At 61.0% G+C, this 17,205-nt stretch carries 17 protein-coding genes; all 17 read left to right on the forward strand.

Going from position 1 to position 17,205, the window contains the following annotated elements; all coding sequences use genetic code 11:
- The first annotated feature begins 22 nt into the window (after nt 1–22).
- A complete protein-coding gene (locus AC6H34_RS28870; protein ID WP_497541110.1) occupies nt 23–805 on the forward strand; it encodes a phage tail tube protein in 783 nt (260 codons plus the stop codon).
- A gap of 9 nt (nt 806–814) precedes the next feature.
- Complete coding sequence (locus tag AC6H34_RS28875; RefSeq protein WP_497541111.1) at nt 815–1,270, forward strand: phage pre-tape measure protein; 456 nt, start codon at nt 815–817, stop codon at nt 1,268–1,270.
- Between the two features lie 231 nt (nt 1,271–1,501).
- Nucleotides 1,502–6,385 (forward strand): tape measure protein, encoded by a 4,884-nt coding sequence (locus tag AC6H34_RS28880; RefSeq protein WP_497541112.1) that lies wholly within the window; start codon nt 1,502–1,504, stop codon nt 6,383–6,385.
- A gap of 3 nt (nt 6,386–6,388) precedes the next feature.
- Nucleotides 6,389–7,669: a hypothetical protein gene (locus AC6H34_RS28885; RefSeq protein WP_497541113.1), complete on the forward strand. Its 1,281-nt coding sequence runs from the start codon at nt 6,389–6,391 to the stop codon at nt 7,667–7,669.
- Nucleotides 7,669–8,532 (forward strand): phage BR0599 family protein, encoded by an 864-nt coding sequence (locus AC6H34_RS28890; protein ID WP_497541114.1) that lies wholly within the window; start codon nt 7,669–7,671, stop codon nt 8,530–8,532. The genes AC6H34_RS28885 and AC6H34_RS28890 overlap by 1 nt, the downstream gene beginning before the upstream one ends.
- A 9-nt stretch (nt 8,533–8,541) precedes the next feature.
- Complete coding sequence (locus AC6H34_RS28895) at nt 8,542–8,769, forward strand: hypothetical protein (protein ID WP_497541115.1); 228 nt, start codon at nt 8,542–8,544, stop codon at nt 8,767–8,769.
- The gene (locus tag AC6H34_RS28900) at nt 8,769–8,993 is read left to right on the forward strand and encodes a hypothetical protein (protein ID WP_497541116.1); all 225 of its coding nucleotides are present in this window, start codon (nt 8,769–8,771) and stop codon (nt 8,991–8,993) included. Before AC6H34_RS28895 ends, AC6H34_RS28900 begins: the two co-directional genes overlap by 1 nt.
- A complete protein-coding gene (locus AC6H34_RS28905; protein ID WP_497541117.1) occupies nt 8,993–11,365 on the forward strand; it encodes a phage tail protein in 2,373 nt (790 codons plus the stop codon). The genes AC6H34_RS28900 and AC6H34_RS28905 overlap by 1 nt, the downstream gene beginning before the upstream one ends.
- A 68-nt stretch (nt 11,366–11,433) precedes the next feature.
- On the forward strand, nt 11,434–12,093 hold the full coding sequence (locus AC6H34_RS28910) for a DUF2793 domain-containing protein (RefSeq protein ID WP_497541118.1): 660 nt from the start codon (nt 11,434–11,436) through the stop codon (nt 12,091–12,093).
- Between the two features lie 9 nt (nt 12,094–12,102).
- Nucleotides 12,103–12,531 carry a hypothetical protein gene (locus AC6H34_RS28915; RefSeq protein ID WP_497541119.1) on the forward strand — a complete coding sequence of 143 codons (429 nt, stop codon included), beginning with the start codon at nt 12,103–12,105 and terminating at the stop codon, nt 12,529–12,531.
- Between the two features lie 4 nt (nt 12,532–12,535).
- The gene (locus tag AC6H34_RS28920) at nt 12,536–14,134 is read left to right on the forward strand and encodes a collagen-like domain-containing protein (RefSeq protein ID WP_497541120.1); all 1,599 of its coding nucleotides are present in this window, start codon (nt 12,536–12,538) and stop codon (nt 14,132–14,134) included.
- A gap of 161 nt (nt 14,135–14,295) precedes the next feature.
- Nucleotides 14,296–14,802, forward strand: coding sequence for a hypothetical protein (locus AC6H34_RS28925; protein ID WP_497541121.1), 507 nt, complete (start codon nt 14,296–14,298; stop codon nt 14,800–14,802).
- Nucleotides 14,803–14,810: 8 nt separating this feature from the next.
- The gene (locus tag AC6H34_RS28930) at nt 14,811–15,356 is read left to right on the forward strand and encodes a hypothetical protein (protein WP_497541122.1); all 546 of its coding nucleotides are present in this window, start codon (nt 14,811–14,813) and stop codon (nt 15,354–15,356) included.
- A complete protein-coding gene (locus AC6H34_RS28935) occupies nt 15,353–15,916 on the forward strand; it encodes a hypothetical protein (RefSeq protein ID WP_497541123.1) in 564 nt (187 codons plus the stop codon). The genes AC6H34_RS28930 and AC6H34_RS28935 overlap by 4 nt, the downstream gene beginning before the upstream one ends.
- A gap of 126 nt (nt 15,917–16,042) precedes the next feature.
- Complete coding sequence (locus tag AC6H34_RS28940; RefSeq protein ID WP_497541124.1) at nt 16,043–16,282, forward strand: DUF7940 domain-containing protein; 240 nt, start codon at nt 16,043–16,045, stop codon at nt 16,280–16,282.
- Nucleotides 16,283–16,310: 28 nt separating this feature from the next.
- Nucleotides 16,311–16,847 carry a lysozyme gene (locus AC6H34_RS28945; protein ID WP_497541125.1) on the forward strand — a complete coding sequence of 179 codons (537 nt, stop codon included), beginning with the start codon at nt 16,311–16,313 and terminating at the stop codon, nt 16,845–16,847.
- A 1-nt stretch (nt 16,848) separates the two neighbouring features.
- Entirely contained in the window at nt 16,849–17,202 is a 354-nt protein-coding gene (locus tag AC6H34_RS28950) for a hypothetical protein (RefSeq protein ID WP_497541126.1), read from the forward strand.
- The last annotated feature ends 3 nt before the right edge of the window (nt 17,203–17,205 follow it).

The following is a 17,205-nucleotide window of genomic DNA, read 5'->3' on the forward strand; positions in this document are numbered from 1 at the left end:
GCCAACAAAGGAGTGACGTCAGATGGCATTGGACCCACAGGACTACGTCCTCGGTAAAGGCGAGGTTTGGTTCAGCAAATTCAAGACCGGCACGCAGGAGCCCGAAGGCTTCCGCTGGCTCGGCAACGTGACCGACCTCAACATGAACTTCGCGTCCGATCAGCTCGAGCACTTCGCCAGCTATCGCGGTGTGAAGGAGAAGGACGCGGCCGTTGACCTCCAGGTCAACCGCACCGGTCAGATGACCACGGACAACATCGACCCGAAGAACGTCTCGCTGTTCTTCTTCGGCGATGCGAATGCACTGACAGTGGCGGCGTCGAGTGTGACCGGTGAGGCCCTGGCCGACGCCATGGTCAACCGTGGCTACCAGCTCGGTGCGTCGGCGGCGAATCCGACGGGCAACAAGGGTATCAAGCAGACCGGAGTTGTCCTTAAGAAGGGCGCCACTACCTTCGTGGAGGGCACCGACTACGAGCTCGATCGTTCCACGGGCTGGCTGCACATCCTGAGTGACGGCTCCATCGTCGACGGCGACGACCTGACCATCGACTACGATATCCTCGCCTCGACCCGCACGCGCATCATCTCGGGCTCGACCTCGGTCGAAGGCTCGCTGAAGTTCATCTCGCGCAATCCGACCGGGTCGCAGAAGGACTATCTGATTCCGTGGATCAAGGTCAGTCCGAATGGCGACTACAACCTGATCACCGATCAGTGGCAGACCATCCCGTTCAAGCTCGAGATCCTCAAGCGCGCCGACCGGGAAGCTCTGTACGTCGAAACCCGTCCGGTTACGGCGTAAGGAGCCGTCATGGGCCTGAAAGACCTCACCCTGTCTTTGCCTCGCAAAGAGGTCACTCTCGCGGACGGCCAGAGTTTCACCGTCCGCGGTCTCTCCCTCTCCGACATCTCGACCCTGGTCGCATTCCATGGCGAACGGCTGAAGCAGATCTATGCCCAGCTCGTGAGCGAAGACCAGGCCGGCAACCTCGCAATTGCCGCCGAGACCATCGGGGATGTCGCCCAGGAGCTTGTGATCGCCGCTCCCGGGATCGCCGCACACATCATCGCCCTCGCCTCCCGCGAGAAGCCCGACGAAGTGCCGGCGTTTGACGTGGCGGCCATGCTGCCGATCGACGTGCAGGTGGATGCGCTCGACAAGACGATCCGCCTCACATTCCAGACGGAGGGCGGAGCAAAAAAAGTCTGGGAGACGGTGACGCGCCTTCTGGGGGGACTTTCCTCCAAGCTGGCGCCGAAGGGCTGACCGACTGGATTTGGGGACTGCGCCGCCATGTGAGCTTGCTGCTCGCCAACGGCCACCCCCTCGCCCGCCACTATCCAGTTGGCTTTGTCCTGGATGAGGCGCGCTTGGTCAGGGAGCGGAATAATCTCGCCCTGGCCTCCGCAGCGATCCTCCTCCAGCAGACCGTCTCCTCGATCCTCTCGAAAGAAGGCGGGAAGCAGTTTTCTAAGACGATCAAGAGGTTGACGCGAGATGGCGGGTAATAGCAAAGACGTCTCCCTGGTCATTAAGGCCAAGAATGACGCAACAGCCGCCATCGAAAGCGTATCCAAGGCGCTCAAGGATCTGACCGACGCGCAGTCCTCGACCGCCGTGAGCGCGGGCAAAGCTGACTCCATGATGGGTCAGCTCAAGGATGCGCTCACGAAGCTCAACGCAGAGACCAAGGGCCTGAGTGCCCTTGGCGTGATCAGCGAGCAGATGGACAAGGCCGCTGGCGCGGTCGGGCGTTTGCAGAACGCCGTCTCGAAGAGCCAGTCCGACATGGCGACCTTCGCCGAGTCTCAGCGTGTCAGCCGCGACTATATCGCCAATCTCACGACCCTGATCGACTCCGAAGCTGCTGCTCTTAAGAAGCAGAAGGACGCTGTCGACGCTGCACGCAAGGCCCAGACGGAGGCCAACAAGGAATTCTCGAAGGCCGAGACCGTCCTCAACAACCTGAATGCGCTTGTCGGCAAGCAGCAGACGCCGTCGGACGACCTGGTCAAGCGTGCCGCCCAGCAGCGCGATCTCGTGGCGCAGTTGCAGTCCGAAAAGCAGGCTGCGAGCGACACGTATGGTGCCGAGAAGCTGGCGCTCGAGCAGTTGAAGACGAGCTACGCCGATCTCAAAGCCGCGAAGACATCGGCCAGCAGCAACGACGATCGCATTGCCCGCGACGCGAACAATGCCGCAAAGGCCTACGAGACCAACGCCGCTGCGCTGAAGCAGGCCCAGGGCGCGATGTCGGATATTTCGGCCATTGCGAACCGCGCGAGTTCCGCCCTTGGCGGCATCGCGCCAACCCAGGAAGCCATTGCAGCCGCTTCGGCGAAGGCGGCCGTGGATGTCGACAAGCTCAGCGCTGCGTTGAAGCGCCAGAGCACCACCGGCACCACGTCGCAGAGCGTAGTGGCACCAGAGGCAACCGTCGCCGGCTACAAGGCCCAGGTGGAAGCCATCCAGCAAGCCAAGGTCGCGTACGCTGATGCTCGAGCGGAAGCGACGCGCCTCGGCAAGGCTATGGCTGATGCCAAGACGCCAACCGACGAATTGCAGCGGGAATTCCTGCTGGCGAAAGATGCCTCGGCCGCCGCCAAGGCCGCATACATCGGTCAGGCGCAGGCACTCGGACAGCTTCGCGGCGTCTCGAACTCGACCTTTGCGCAGTTCGCACAGGCCACCGCCCAGGTCCAGCCGCTCGCCCAGGCTACCAACCAGGTCGCCTCTGCCACTCGCAACATTCCACCGATCGCGCGCCAGGCGGCGCAGGGGCTCACCAATCTGGGCTCGGCAGCGGCCGGCGCCGGAAGCGGGCTCGCCAGCGCCGGCAATAGCTCGCGCGAGGCACTGGATCTGTTCCAGCGTTTGCGTGGCCAGGTACTCTCGCTGGCTGCGAGCTATATTGGCTTGCAGGCGGCGATCGGACAGCTCGGCTCTGTCGTCGCCGCGTTCCGCACAGTGGAAGCCGCACAGAACCGCCTCGGCGTGGTGTTCGATCAGGACGGCCAGAAGATCCAGAACGAGATGGCCTTCCTGAATCAGCAGGCGGCCCGGCTCGGCATCAGTTTCGAGACGCTGTCCGACCAGTATTCGAAATTTGCGGTGGCCGCGAAGACCTCCAACTTCACCATGGAGGATACGCGCAAGATCTTCGTTTCGGTCGCCGAAGCAGCTCGTGTCAACAAGCTGTCGATTGACCAGACAAACGGCGTGTTCCTCGCGCTCGAGCAGATGATCTCGAAGGGCAAGGTATCGTCCGAAGAACTGCGTCGGCAGTTGGGCGATCGTCTGCCCGGCGCCTTTTCGCTCTTTGCCGAAGCGCTCGGCGTGTCGACGGCCGAACTCGACAAGATGATGAAGAAGGGTGAGGTGCTCGCGGAAAGCGACACCATGCTTAAATTCGCAGACCTGTTGACGCAAAAGTTCGGCCCGCAGCTCCAGGATTCGCTTAAGACGACAACGACGGCGCTTGGTCAGTTCCAGAACGCCATCTTCAATGCACTGCTCGAGGTCGGCAAGGGTGGCTTTATCGATGCCTTTACAGACGGTCTGCGCAAGCTGACGGCCTATTTCCAGAGTCGCGACGGCCGAGACTTCTTCCTTGCTATCGGTCAGGCCGCTGGAACTGCCGTGCGCGCCCTGACCGCGCTCATCCCCTACATCAACGAACTCAAAATCCTCATCGGTGCGATTATCGGCATGCAGTTTGCCGGCGTGATCACCCGCATCGGTGCAGCAATTGGCGCCGCCGCCACGGGCTTCGCGACCTTCGCCACTGCCCTCACCGGCGCAACCAGTCTAATCGGCGGCCTCGGCGTGGCGGCCCGGGCTCTGACATCAGCTCTCGGCGGCATCCCTGGCATCATCGCCACAATCGTCGGTGCCGGTGTGACGTATTGGGCGACCAGCGTCGACAAAGCCACGCAGGCGCTCGACGAGCACCAGCGGATCCTCGAAGCGGTGCGGGCCGCCTACGTGGCGAATGGCGCGGCCGCGGATGATTGGGCCAAGAAGATCGAGGGCGTTACCAAGCGTGAAGCCGAAACGAACTCGATCAAGCTGACTCAGGCGGCCAACGACTCGCGCGCATCTCTTCAAACCAGCCGCGGCAGCAGCAGTCTATCCTTCTTCGACCAAACCAACATCAACGGCAATGGTGTCAAGGATCAGTTCTACGATCTCGCGCGCCTTGAGCAGCAATGGGTGAAGCTCGGCGGCAACGTCGACGACTACAAGAAGAAGATCTCCGACATCGCGACGGCTTCGAGCAGCGAGGCGGTGAAGGCATTTGCCGATCAGTTGCTCGCCAATGCCGAGGCTACCCGCAAGTACGAGGAGGGTGCGCAGTCTGCGCAACGCATCCTCGCGATTTTCAATGGCACGGCTGACGAAGCGTCGAAGTCATTGGACGGTGTCGGCAGCGCGACGAAAGATCTGACGGATAACACTGCGAAGGCGGCTGAGGCGCAGCAGGCGTATACCGATGCGACGAACAAGCTGAAGGGGTTTCTGCCGGACCTGTCGACCGACATGAAGCTCCTTCAGAAGGACGCTAAGATCGATGAAGTCTATGCGGACGCTCAGAAGGCCCTCGAACAGTATGCCAAACAGGCCGGCATTTCGCTTCCCGCGTTCCAGGCGCTGTCGAAGCAACTGACTGATATGCGCGATGCCGCCAAGGATGCCGCCGAATTCATGGCGAACCAGAAGTTTGGCGCAGCCGTGGAGGGCTTGACGGGCAACGCCGAAGGCATCATCGCACGCATTATCAGGATTGAGGGCGGGCAAAGCCCTAATACGCCTCAGCCGACGACATCAACGGCACGCGGTATCGGTCAGTTTACCGAAGGCACTTGGCTGCGCTTGTTTAACAGTGTCTTCCCCGAGCTAAAGGAACTGAATGACACCCAGAAGCTCGCGTTTCGGTTCAATCAGGAATCCGCGACCAAGATGCTGGACGCGCTGACGAAGGAGAACGCTGCGGCACTGGCGCGGGCCGGCCTGGATGCTTCGCCGGCCAACCTCTATCTTGCTCATTTCCTAGGAGCAGGTGGCGCCATCAAGGTTCTGCTGGCCAACCCGGATGAGCTCGCCGCCAAGATCGCCCCGGAAGCCGCTCGTGCCAACCCCGGCGTTTTCAAGGCCGGTCTGACTGTCGCCCAGCTAGAGGCATGGGCCGCTGGTAAGATGGGTGGCGTTAACGCCACGCTCGACAATAAGGGCAACACCAAGCAGGAGAATTTCGACTCCGACCTTCAGCGGCAGAGCGATTTGCGCAAGGCCGAGATCGATGGACTGAAGGAGTCGACCCGCCAGGAGCTTATAAACAAGGCCGTACAAGAGGCCAAAAACAAGGCCGCCCAGGATGGCGTGGCGATCAGCGAGGAGCAGATCAAGCGCATCCAGGAAGAAGTCGGCGCTCAGTACGATGCGAAGCATGCCGGTGACGCGAAGAACAAAGCCGAGAAGGATGCGATCCGCGAGATTCAGGGCCTTTACGCTAGCCTGCAAGCCGAGTGGAGGAAGTATCAGGACGCGCAGAGAGATGGCAATCGCTCGGGCATGGATGCTGCGAAGGCAGCAATGGCCAATTACATCCAGCAGATCAAGGATGGTGTGCCGAAAGCGAAGGAACTTGCCGAAGCTCTAGGTGACAAGAAGGCTCTGGGCGACTTGGACAAACTCGCCGCAAGTGCTGAGCACCTTGGCGAGAACGTGGAGCACGCAAAAAGCGAAACAAGCTATCTCGGTCTTAACCTCGATCAGCTTTCCGGGATTGGACGCGACTTTGCCAGTGGCTTCAGCAACATCTTTGGCGACTTCCTCAACGGCCTGCGTGAAGGAAAGAAGGGTATCGATGCTCTGAAGGATGCATTTCTCAACTGGGCATCAAGCTTCCTGATGAAGATCGGCCAGATGATTATTGAGGCGACGATCTTCAACGCACTGTCTTCCGCCTTCAAGGGTTTCAAGGGTCAGGGCGGCATTGGTGGATTCTTCGCGTCACTATTCCACTCCGGTGGTCTGATCGGATCCGAGAGTAGCGCGCGCGTGCGCTCCATCGACCCAATGGTATTCATGGGCGCCAGGCGATTCCACAGCGGAGGTTTGCCCGGCCTTTCGAGCGATGAAGTGCCGGCGATCCTTCAGAGGGGCGAGGAAGTGCTCAGCAAGGGCGACCCCCGCAATATCCTGAACGGTGGGATGAGCCCCGGTGCGGCGCCGGCCGCTGGCACGACAGATCTCAAGATCATCAATACCTTCGATCCGGCTGACGTTCTCTCGGCCGCCATGGACACGGTTCCCGGGCAGCGCGTGCTCACGAACTATATCCAGCGCAACAAGAACCAAATCCGGAAGATCCTCGGGTGAGCCATGGTACTGCCTTCGGACGTCAAATTCGCACTCATCCCTCCGAACTGGAGCAACGCCTACAACGTCACCTATCAGTTTAAGACGGATATCATCACGTCGCGTGCCGGTGTCGAGCAGCGCCGGGCCCTGCGAATGGTGCCGCGGAAACGACTGTCTTTCACGACCAACCCGACCGATGCCGATCTCCGCAACTTCAAGACCGTCGTCGCCTACAATCAGGGTCTTCGTTTCGCGGTCCCCGAGATCACAGACTCCGTCGACATCACAAGCACGCTGGTTTCTTTCCAGGATACGTTCGATGTCGCCGAGGTGCCGGGCTGGCTGGTAGCCGGCGCCTACGTGGCCCTGGAATTGCAGGGCAAATGGCGTCAGGCCAATGTCGTCAGTGTTACCGGCAACACCGTCCACGTGCTCGTCGGCCTCGACAACGCCGGTGGCGGCGGTCGGATATACCCGCTGCGCTTTGGCCGGCTGGCAACCTCGTTGAGCTCGACGAGGAAGACGGCGACGGTGGCCGAGTATGCCGTCGATTTCGAGGTCGACCCTACGACAGAGACCTACGGCGATCCTTTCGTCAGCAGTCGCTTTGGCGGCCGGACCCCGACTTATCATCTCTCCGTGGAGGTGTTCCCGCTTCGACCGAACTGGAGCTCCGATCTCTCGATAACCAACGATGTCGTTGTCGATCGGGTGGACTACAACGGCGCTGGCCCGATCGAGACCTATATGCCGAACCAGTACCCGCGCCGCACGATCAAGGGCACGTTTCTTTCACGCTCGCGGGCCGATGCCGATGACCTTCGCCGGTTCTTCTTCCGCATGAAGGGGCAGCGCGGCGTCTTCTTCATGCCGACCTGGGAGCGCGACCTGGAACTGGTATCCCCGATCGCCCCCGGCGATACGACAATCCACGTTGACGGCACCGACACGGCCACGCTGAAGGGCATTGCGGGCTTCAGCAACCTGGCCCTCATCACAGCTACCTCGATCATTCCCTGCAACATCACCAACATGACCGTGGATGCGCTGAACGGCGCCACGGTCATGACATTGATGGAGCCACTTCCATCGACGCTAGACCCAGATGAGGTGTTGATGGTGTGCTGGTTGCCGCTCTGCCGGTGCGCGGGCGACGATTTGACAATCGCCTGGCAAACCGACGAAGTCGCGACCTTCGACTTTACCGTCAGCACGCTCGACGACGTGGTCGACACTCAGTTCACCCTCTGGATCGCGGGCCTGCCCGTCAGCATCCACTCCAACCCCGTGGAGATGGAATAATGTCGTTCGCCACGCGCGAGGAGAGCCTTTACAACGGCTCGCCCATATCACTTTTCTGGTTCCAGATCGGCACCAACGAAGCCGACAATTTCTACTACGCCTCGGCTGACACGGATATTTCGTTCAAGGGTTTCAACGGCAACACCGTCATCTACAGGCGTGTACCTATCAAGAGCGACAACATCGTCTCGATGAGCGTCGTCGATAAGCAGACCCTCAACGTCAATATGAGCCGCACCCTGGAGATCCCGGGCCTGTTCCGGGTATTTCCTCCGAGCTTCGTCATCACACTGATCATATATCAGGGGCACGCTGAAGATCCGGATCACGAATTCTCTGCGCTGTGGACCGGTCGGGTACTCAATTGCAACGAGGACAACCTCGAAGCCACCCTAACCTGTGAGCCTGTGAGCTCGTCGCTCGCGCGGCCGGGCTTGCTGGGCAACTACCAATACCCCTGCCGAGTGCGTCTGTATGGCGGCGAGTGCAAGGCGGTGAAGATCCCTAATCCTATCGCCTTCACATCCGTCGCTGGCGGGAACAAGGTTGTCGTCACCCCCACCTCCGCGCTCGCCAAACCGAAGACGGCATTCAATAAGGGCACCGTCGAGTGGCTCGATCGCGACAACCGGTTCCAGACACGCAGCATTTATGGGGTTACCGATCAGGGCGATGGCACTATTTTGTTGACATTAAGCGGCTTGATCGACGCAAATACAGCCGGACTCACCGGCTCCATGTTCGCCGGCTGTAAGCACGACATGAACGACTGCAAGGCGATCCACAACAACATCGTCAATTTTCGCGGATGCCCTTGGATACCCAAGAACAACCCCGTGAAAAACTTCGGCACCTTCACCTAGGAGGAAGTCTTGCCTACCTGGCTAATCCAAATCCTGATCGGACTCGCGCTCCAGGTGATCGCCTTTGCGATCACTCCAAAGCCGAAGAAGCAGAAGCCGGCCGCCGCACAGGATTTGCAAGACCCGACCGTGGATGCTGGTCGGCCGATCCCGGTGGTGTTCGGCCAGATAACCGTCCAGGGCCCAAACATCCTTTGGTTCGGCGATAAGCAGGTCATCACGAGGTACGTCAACTGATGCCGTTCCGCGACGAAGATATCGACGGCCTTGTGATCACCGCGACGGATGCGCGCCGTGCCGGCTACTGCCCGTCCGGTCTCCGCAAATGGCTGGAGCTGAATGGCTTCGATGCGCGCAAGGCCTTCAAGGAAGGCATCCCGGCTCGTGATTGCCTGGCCGTCGGTGATGCAGATGCGATCAATATCGTGGAGCGCACCTTGCGCAACCGAGGAATTTCATAATGGGAATGGGCGGTAAGGCCGGTGGCCAACAGACGCAGGTAGCCGATTATCTGCTCTCCATGCACTACGGCATCTGCCGCGGGCCCGTGGACTCGATCGACGCGCTCTATATCAACGAGAAGAAGATCACCGTGTTCACGCCCGTCACGTCAAATGTGGCTGTCGTGACCTCCATGCCCGGCTTGTTCGGTGGCGACAAAGAGCAGGGCGGCGTCGTGGGCACCGTCGAGTGCTATATGGGCGGCCCAGACCAGCTTCTCACAACGAATGCGGCGGTTCGTCTCGCCAATAGCCTACCGGGCAGCGACACGGGCGCGTTCGTCACCAATGGAACGCCGCAGGACATGCCGGGATTTCGCGGCATCGCGGCGCTGTTCTTTCGAGGTCGAGACGCGGCTACGGCCGTGGCAAACACGTTCGGCCAAGCACTTGTCGATACCGTCCTGAGCTCGGTCAAAGGCAACAAGAAATTTGGCGGTTATAAGTGGGGCTCGAATAATCCGAGCGTGCCCGGGATCTGGGTAACCGTCAGCCGCAAGCCGCGTGGCCTGGACTCAAACTCGAAGATCGGCGTGAACGCCAACCCGGCGCATATGATCTACGAATGCCTCACCAACCAGGAATGGGGCATGGGCGCATCGGCGGCGATCATCGACGTCGACTCCTTCCTGGTGGCAGCGCAGACACTTCGCGACGAGAGCTTCGGCCTGTCGATGCTCTGGAACCAGCAGGCAACCATCCAGGACTTCATCGGCGAGATCGCCGACCATATCTCCGGCACGCTGGCACTCGACCCCCGCACCGGCAAGCTCTTCCTCAAGCTCCTGCGCAAGGATTACGACGAAGACAGTCTGCCGGTCGTATCGCCCGACAATGCCACCCTCCAGTCCTTCCAGCGCAAGGGTTGGGGTGAGACGGTCAATGAGGTTGTGGTCACTTGGACCAACCCCGAGAACGAGCAGGAAGAAACCGTCACCGCCCACGCTGATGCGAATATAATGATCCAGGGCGCGGTCATCTCGGACTCGCGCAACTATTACGGCGTGCGCAATGCCGACCTGGCAATGCGGCTGGCGGAACGAGATGTCCAGAACTCCTCCACGCCGCTCATTGCAGCCACGGTCGCTGTCGATCATCGGTTCTGGGCGACGAAGCCGGGTGACGTGGTGGCATTCCATTGGCCTGAGCGCGGTGTCGGCCGAGCCTATATGCGCGTGATGCAGGTGCAGTACGGTCAGCCCAACGATCCGAGCATCATCCTCACGATGAATGAGGACATCTTTGGCTTCGCCGACGCGGTCTACATCGCTCCGCCGACACAGTGGGTCGACGAGAGTCGGCAGGCAGAGCCAATCTCCTATTCGAGGCTCGACACATCGCCCTATTACTTCGTCGCCGTCGGCCTCGGTGACACCATAGCCCAGCAGATCCAGTATCCGGAATGCCGGTCCCTGCTGCTCACCGGCGATCCATCCCGCGATATCAAGACCCTCGACGTCATGGCGCTCCAAACCGACATCGTCGGCAATCTGAAATTCCTGAGCGTGTGCTCGATCGACAAACAGGGCTTCGGCGTCATCACGTCGTCCCTCCCCTCGGAATACCAAACCGACCTCTACCCGATCGCCAACTACAGCGGCCGCGAGCTGGAGGTCGGCATGACGGTGCTGATCGAGAACCAGGATGACCCGACGATCTTCGAGCTGTGCGCCGTGGAGTCGCTGTCGGAAAGCACCTGCGTCGTGCGTCGCGGTGTGCTCGACACGGTGCCACTGGCCTGGGGCGCAGGAGCCTACATCTGGTTCATTGACCCGCGCACGACGATAATTGATCCGACTGTCCGGTCTGACGGCGAGAGCGTGAGCTACAAACTGCTGACCAAAACCCCGATCGACCAGCTTCCGGTAGAAGAGGCCCCCGTCCAGATAGCCGATCTCACCGACCGTATCTATCGGCCCTACCGCCCGGCGAATATAAAGCTCAATGGGACAGACTCCGTACTGACCGTGATCAACGCCCTCGACTCCGGCATTACGGTCACCTGGTCGAGGCGCAACCGGCTGACGGAGACGGCGCAAGTCCTGCGCTGGACGGACGCCGACGTGCCACCCGAGGATGGACAGACGACCACGGTGGAACTCTTGGCCGCCGACGGTACGACGATGGTGAAGAGCTACACCGGCATCGTAGGAACGTCGCTGGACATTCCGCTCGCCGACTTTGGCGTGGTGACAGTCGACACCTATTTCTTTGTCAGGGTGTCGTCGGTTCGCGATGGCTTCCCGTCGCTCACCTCAACCAGTCGCCATGTGCTTTATCAGCTCAGCGCATCGGGCTACGGCATCAGGTACGGGGTGGATTACGGCACCTAGTTTGTCAACATTTTGTTGTGTAAGCTGACGAGTGATGATAGTGGTCATTCGTCAACACGGATAGACGAATGCCCTCACAGCGCACACTCCCCGGACTCGGCCTCGGAGGCTACGCGCCGCGCGGCGACAGCAATTGGGATCTCTGGATGGACCCCAATATGCTCACCGTCTCAGCCGTCTCACAGCTCGCCGTGGAAGACATATCGGCACTGCCGGCGACCCCGAGCGACGGGGTGATCTACATTGTTTCTGGCGGCGTGAATGACCAGAAAGTCGCGGTGCGAGACAATGGGGTTTGGGTCTATCTAGTTCCGAAGTTGGGCTGGCGTGCCACCGTCAAGGCGCAGAAGAACCGTCAGATGTATTTCGACGGCGCGCAGTGGACGGTGCCGAATGGAGACTTCACCGAAACGTTCGTCGACCATGGCACGATAGTCACCGGCACTGTCACCCTGGACCTTCGAGCCGGGTCAGCCAAGAAGCTGATCATCGGCGGCGCCTGCACAGTCGCGTTCTCGAACTGGTCGCCGGCCGGAACGATGACCAACCTGTTCCTCGAGCTGGTGAACGGCGGCAGCGCGAGCATCATTTGGCCGACCATCCAGTGGATCAAAGCCGACGGCACATTCCAAACCACGCCCGTTCGAACTCCGCGTGCATCCGGTACCGACTGGATGGTGTTTTGGAGCCGCGACGGTGGCGCGACTGTCTACGGCAAATACACCTGAGAGCCCCTGATGCGCATTGTTCTCTACGTCCATCTCGACGGCAACACGGTGACGGAATTCCGCACCTCGCCGGCTACCGAGTTCGGAAATATCACCGGCTTCCATCTGCTGAGCGAGCAGGATCAAGAGCGCCACGGCTGGCACTTGGTCCAGGCAGTGGTGCCCGACTTTGACTCCTTCAAGCAGAAGGTCGGCGACATCCAGGTCACCTATGACCCGAAGAAGGGTTTCTCGGTCTCGCGACCGATCATCGATCTGACCGAGCAGGAAGTCGCTGAGATCGTCGAGACCTACAATGCCGGCCAGCGCCAGTCGCGCAACGCGGCCATGGTGCTCGAGGCCGATCCACTCTTCATGAAATTCCAGCGTGGCGAGGCGACCCGCGGGCAATGGCTCGTCAAGGTCGAAGAGATCCGCCAGCGTTATCCGTACAGGTAACTCAATGGCAGACCTCAGCACGCGCCCGATCAAGAAGGCACTCTCCGGCAAGGAGATCATGCCGATTTACGATCCCGACGGCGTCACAGATGACGCGCGGTTCTTGGGTGTTGAGGTCGACAGCTTCGCGCTGAAGGACGGGATTTCGCCGACATTCGCATACGACTTCTCACCTGCCACCGCCGATCTCGACCCCGGCACCGGTAAACTCGCCCTCAACTCCGCAGACCCGAGCACCGCAACATTCGGCTATTTCTCCAAGACGGAGAGGCTCGGGACACCCGTCGGCGGGTGGCTGGCGGCGCTTGGGTCGAATACTTCGACCTGGAAGGGTCTCTTCCACCTTGTCGCCTCGGCCGACGCCTCGACATGGTCCATCTATCGCTTCGGCGCTCCGGTGGACGCCGGCACCTATGTCAAATTCCCGCTGACCCATGTCGCCCACTCTGGCCCGTTCGTCAGCGGAAGTGCCGTATCGACGATGGCTGTGTTGTCGGGGGACCGCGGGGACCAAGGAGCCAAAGGCGACCAGGGCGATACCGGTGCATCCGGCTCACAGGGCGCCCAAGGTCCGCAGGGAAATACCGGCGCGCAGGGGCCGAAGGGCGATAAGGGAGACACCGGTGCTACCGGCGCAAAGGGCGACAAAGGCGATACCGGCGCAACGGGCTCCGTCGGGCCAACTGGTGCCACTGGCCCTAAGGGCGATAAGGGCGACCGTGGCGAGGCATTTGCCGTCGATGCCACAGGTCTTTTCGCGGAGCGCTCCACATACGATGCGCAGCCGTCGGGCTTTTCGTTCCTGGCAACGGATGAGGGTAACCTTTACATCCGCCAGGGCGTCTCCGGTTGGTCAGCCGGCATTCCCTTTGGCAAGGGCGATAAAGGCGACAAAGGCGACAAAGGTGACATGGGCGATGTCGGACCTGCCGGACCAAAGGGGGACACTGGCGACCAGGGCCCGCAAGGTGGCATCGGACCGGCAGGACCAAAGGGCGACACCGGCGATCAGGGGCCGCAGGGTCCAAAGGGCGATCAAGGTATCCAGGGGCCGACCGGCAATACGGGCGCCACTGGCGCAAAGGGCGATACCGGTGCTACCGGCCCCAAGGGCGACAAGGGCGATACTGGCGCAACCGGCCCGGCCGGCACGACGGACTACAATGCGCTGGACAACAAGCCGACGCTTGGCAGTGCCGCTTCGAAGAGCATCGGCACGGCGGCCGAACTTGCGGCCGGCACTGTTGACAAAGTCATAACCGCCGACAAAGCGCGAGCGGCGGCGGCCGTCGTCAACTTGGTATCTGGTTCAACCATCACGCCGGATTTCGCCGCTGGCTGGAATTTCGAGCTAGCGTCGCTGGCAACCAACGCCACGTTGGCGAACCCGTCCAACGCTCCGTTTGTCGGAGAAACCGGTTTTTTCCGGATCAAGCAAGACGCCACGGGCGGGCGGACCCTTGCCTACGGTTCCTATTACAAGTGGGACGGCCAGACCGCCGAGGCTATTGCCAGCGCTGCGAACGCAATCACGATCATCGACTGGCGCTGCACGGCAACGAACGAAATTCAGCTTTCGATTAGCGCAAGTGGGCTGGGCTGATGCTCCCAGGCTTGATCGCACGCGTCCGCAAACGGAAATCGCTTCCGAGCTACAGCCTCCTCGGCTCAGCTAGCAGTTCGGCGGGTGCGTCGGCATATAGCTTCAGCGCCACTGTGCCAGCCTCGACCGAAACGCAGTACCTCATTGTCGCAGTAGGCGGTATGTCGGCAGCGACCCGCACGATTTCGTCGGTGGTTTGGAACGCCATATCGGGCGTTCAGAAAGTCCGCCTCGAAGCCAATTCCTTCGCTACGTCCGCCTTCTATGTCATCACCGTGCCACCGCTGGGCAGCAATACCACAGCCAATGTGACAGTGACGTTCAGTGCCGCAATGGTTCGCGCGAGCTGTACGGTTTGGTCAGCCAAGAAGCTGAAGAGCTTGACTCCCGTCGCGACAGCCAGCGCCGGCACAAGCCCCTTGAACCTATCCATGAGCGGTGTGTCGGCCGGTGCCCTGATGTTCGGATATGTGCTCGGCTATCAGACCGGCGCCTATTCCTGGACCTGGACCCTTCTGACCAAGGACGTCGATGCGGTCATGGGCTCGACGCAGGCCCGGCATAGCGGCGCGAGTCTGCAATCGGTCGGCGGCGGCAGCGTCTCGATCACCGCAACCCCAAGCACGAGCGTCAGCCCATACTCCGGCGTCGCCATGGCATTGAGATAGGAAATCCCATGCTCTTCCGAATTGACACCATGCAACCCTGGCTCGGCGAGCGTCTTCCCGATGATGATGGTGTGCTCTACCCGATGAATATCGAGCAATTTTGGACGGCCGAGGGGCTCAATGCGATCGGTCTTGCGCCGGTCGAGCCGTTTGTGCCGCCTGTCGGTTTTCATGTCGTCGGCGAGGCGCGCTATTCGCTCGAGGGCGGGATTATCAAGACCAGCTATGACGTGGAGCTGGACACCCCGATCGTGCCGGAGGCGCTCTCTCGCTGGCAGTTTTTCACCGTCGTCGCGATGCAGAATCCGCCGATCATCAGCCAGCAATCTGCACTTGCCGCCGTGAAAACCGGGGCGCTCCCTCAGCAATTCATCGACTTCATCGCCACGCTTCCGACACCGGACGATCAGTTTCAGGCCGAGATGCTGTTGAGCAGCGTGCAGGAATTCCACCGGCACCACCGTTTCGTCGAGGCATTCATCGAATTCGCCGGCATGACCTCGGCCCAGGCCGATGCGATCTGGACGGCAGGCGCCGCGCTGGGGCAAGTATGAGCCGTCTTGTTCGCCACTTCCTGATGGCGACCCCGTCGGTAGAGGCGGGCTCGGCCGAATATTGGACCAACGGTACCTTCTACTTCACAGTGCCGCCCGTGTTCAATCAGATCCGCTTCCGCATGACCGGCGCTGGCGGCGGCGGAGCTAGGACGGACGGCCAGGTAGGCGGCGCTGGCGGCGGGTACGGCACTGCAGGTGGTGACTCCAAGATCGATGCACTCGGCCTCAAAGCCACGGGCGGTCAGGGAAGGCAAGCGCAATACAGCGGCGGCGCTGGTGGTGTTGGCACCGGTGGCGACATCAACGGGACCGGCACTGTGGGCTATACCACATCGACCCCAACCCGAGGTGTGCCCGTGCCATCGCTCAGCATGGCCGGCTACGGTGCTGAATCTGGCGGTGGCGGCGCTGGCTACGTCGAGAAGACATTTACGATCGGCGATCCGGCCGTGCTTCCAAACAGCATTATCATGATCGTTCTCGGTAAGGCTGGGCAGAACTCGATCACCAATCAGGGGTTTGGACAGGACGGCGGCTGTGTAATCGAGTGGTACTAACGTCACTCTTTTATTGACAAAATGGGCATACCTCTTTAGTCCGAGCTAAACTAGGGCTTCCCACATGCGCGTCCTTGCCTGCCTCGTCACTATAAAAGTGCGCCTCCTCGCAAGGGAGTTGCGGCCATGACGCTCGTGGAGAACTGGCGTGTAGTGCTGCGTCGAGCCTGGAGCGTACGGCTCATGCTGATCGCCGCCATCCTGTCCGGCATCGAGGCGGCATGGCCCATTCTCGGCGGCATCCTCCCCATTCCCCAAAGCCTCTTCTCGGCGGTGACCGGCTTGACCGTTGCCGCCGCATTCTTCGCGCGCCTCGTCGCTCAGAAAGGTATCACCAATGCCAACCCAGCCGATCAGGTCAAGTAACCGGGCCAAGACCGCAATCGCAGCCGTCATGTCGATCTCGACGGCGGTCGGAGGTGTCTGGTACGTCACCAAGTCCGGTGAACCTCCGGTGCCATCTGCTGTCGCGCTCGCGGCGAACTCGCTGATCAAGCCATGGGAGGGGCGCGAACTCCGCGCCTACTATGACCGGATCGCGCGGCCGCCCGTCTGGACGATCTGCGACGGCGACACGAAGAATGTCACCCCGGGGATGGTCGAGACGCCGGCAGGATGCGATCGACGCCTGCAAGGGCGACTCGCCAAGGAGTTCTACCCCGGCCTCAAACGATGCATCGACAATTTCGACACGCGGCCGGTGGCGTGGCAGGCGATGATGGTTTCCTTGTCCTGGAACATCGGGGTCGGCAATGCTTGCGGCTCCACGGCCGCCAGGCTCGGGCAGGCCGGGCAATATCAGGCGAGCTGCAACGCCGCGACGGCCTTCAATAAGGCTGGCGGCAGGATGATTATCGGCTTGGTGAAACGCCGCGAGATGGGCGACACCAGCCGCGTTGGTGAGGGCGAACTCTGCGTGTCAGGCATCTGACATGTCAGCCGCCCTCGCCTTCCTCTCTACCAGGCTCGGCCAGGCATGCGCGCTTATCATGCTCGCCGCCATGGCATGTGGCGGCAGCTACTTCTACGGCCGACACGAGCAGGCGCGACTCGACAATGTCGCAGCGCTCGAGGCCAAGCTCGCCGCGGCAAACGCGGATCTCAACATCGCCAACGCTCTCGCCGGCATTGCCCAGGACGAGATGCGGGCTGTCGAAAAGGCGGCCGAAGCCAACCAGGAAAAGATCGATGATTACGAGACAGCCCTGGCCGCTCGGCCGGATGATCGCTGCCGCCTTGGTGCTGACGATGTGCGGCGCCTGCGTGCGATCACCTCCGCCCCTTAAGCG

This window comes from Labrys sp. ALF-8 (genome assembly GCF_059699065.1).

Excerpts from the sequence above, each read along its gene's own strand:
- AC6H34_RS28925 (WP_497541121.1), top strand. The coding sequence starts at position 14,296 with ATGTCGGCAGCGACCCGCACGATTTCGTCGGTGGTTTGGAACGCCATA.
- AC6H34_RS28950 (WP_497541126.1), top strand. The coding sequence starts at position 16,849 with ATGTCAGCCGCCCTCGCCTTCCTCTCTACCAGGCTCGGCCAGGCATGC.
- AC6H34_RS28915 (WP_497541119.1), top strand. The coding sequence starts at position 12,103 with ATGCGCATTGTTCTCTACGTCCATCTCGACGGCAACACGGTGACGGAA.
- AC6H34_RS28880 (WP_497541112.1), top strand. The coding sequence starts at position 1,502 with ATGGCGGGTAATAGCAAAGACGTCTCCCTGGTCATTAAGGCCAAGAAT.
- AC6H34_RS28940 (WP_497541124.1), top strand. The coding sequence starts at position 16,043 with ATGACGCTCGTGGAGAACTGGCGTGTAGTGCTGCGTCGAGCCTGGAGC.
- AC6H34_RS28905 (WP_497541117.1), top strand. The coding sequence starts at position 8,993 with ATGGGAATGGGCGGTAAGGCCGGTGGCCAACAGACGCAGGTAGCCGAT.
- AC6H34_RS28945 (WP_497541125.1), top strand. The coding sequence starts at position 16,311 with ATGTCGATCTCGACGGCGGTCGGAGGTGTCTGGTACGTCACCAAGTCC.
- AC6H34_RS28885 (WP_497541113.1), top strand. The coding sequence starts at position 6,389 with ATGGTACTGCCTTCGGACGTCAAATTCGCACTCATCCCTCCGAACTGG.
- AC6H34_RS28870 (WP_497541110.1), top strand. The coding sequence starts at position 23 with ATGGCATTGGACCCACAGGACTACGTCCTCGGTAAAGGCGAGGTTTGG.
- AC6H34_RS28910 (WP_497541118.1), top strand. The coding sequence starts at position 11,434 with ATGCCCTCACAGCGCACACTCCCCGGACTCGGCCTCGGAGGCTACGCG.
- AC6H34_RS28920 (WP_497541120.1), top strand. The coding sequence starts at position 12,536 with ATGGCAGACCTCAGCACGCGCCCGATCAAGAAGGCACTCTCCGGCAAG.
- AC6H34_RS28900 (WP_497541116.1), top strand. The coding sequence starts at position 8,769 with ATGCCGTTCCGCGACGAAGATATCGACGGCCTTGTGATCACCGCGACG.
- AC6H34_RS28930 (WP_497541122.1), top strand. The coding sequence starts at position 14,811 with ATGCTCTTCCGAATTGACACCATGCAACCCTGGCTCGGCGAGCGTCTT.
- AC6H34_RS28890 (WP_497541114.1), top strand. The coding sequence starts at position 7,669 with ATGTCGTTCGCCACGCGCGAGGAGAGCCTTTACAACGGCTCGCCCATA.
- AC6H34_RS28875 (WP_497541111.1), top strand. The coding sequence starts at position 815 with ATGGGCCTGAAAGACCTCACCCTGTCTTTGCCTCGCAAAGAGGTCACT.
- AC6H34_RS28935 (WP_497541123.1), top strand. The coding sequence starts at position 15,353 with ATGAGCCGTCTTGTTCGCCACTTCCTGATGGCGACCCCGTCGGTAGAG.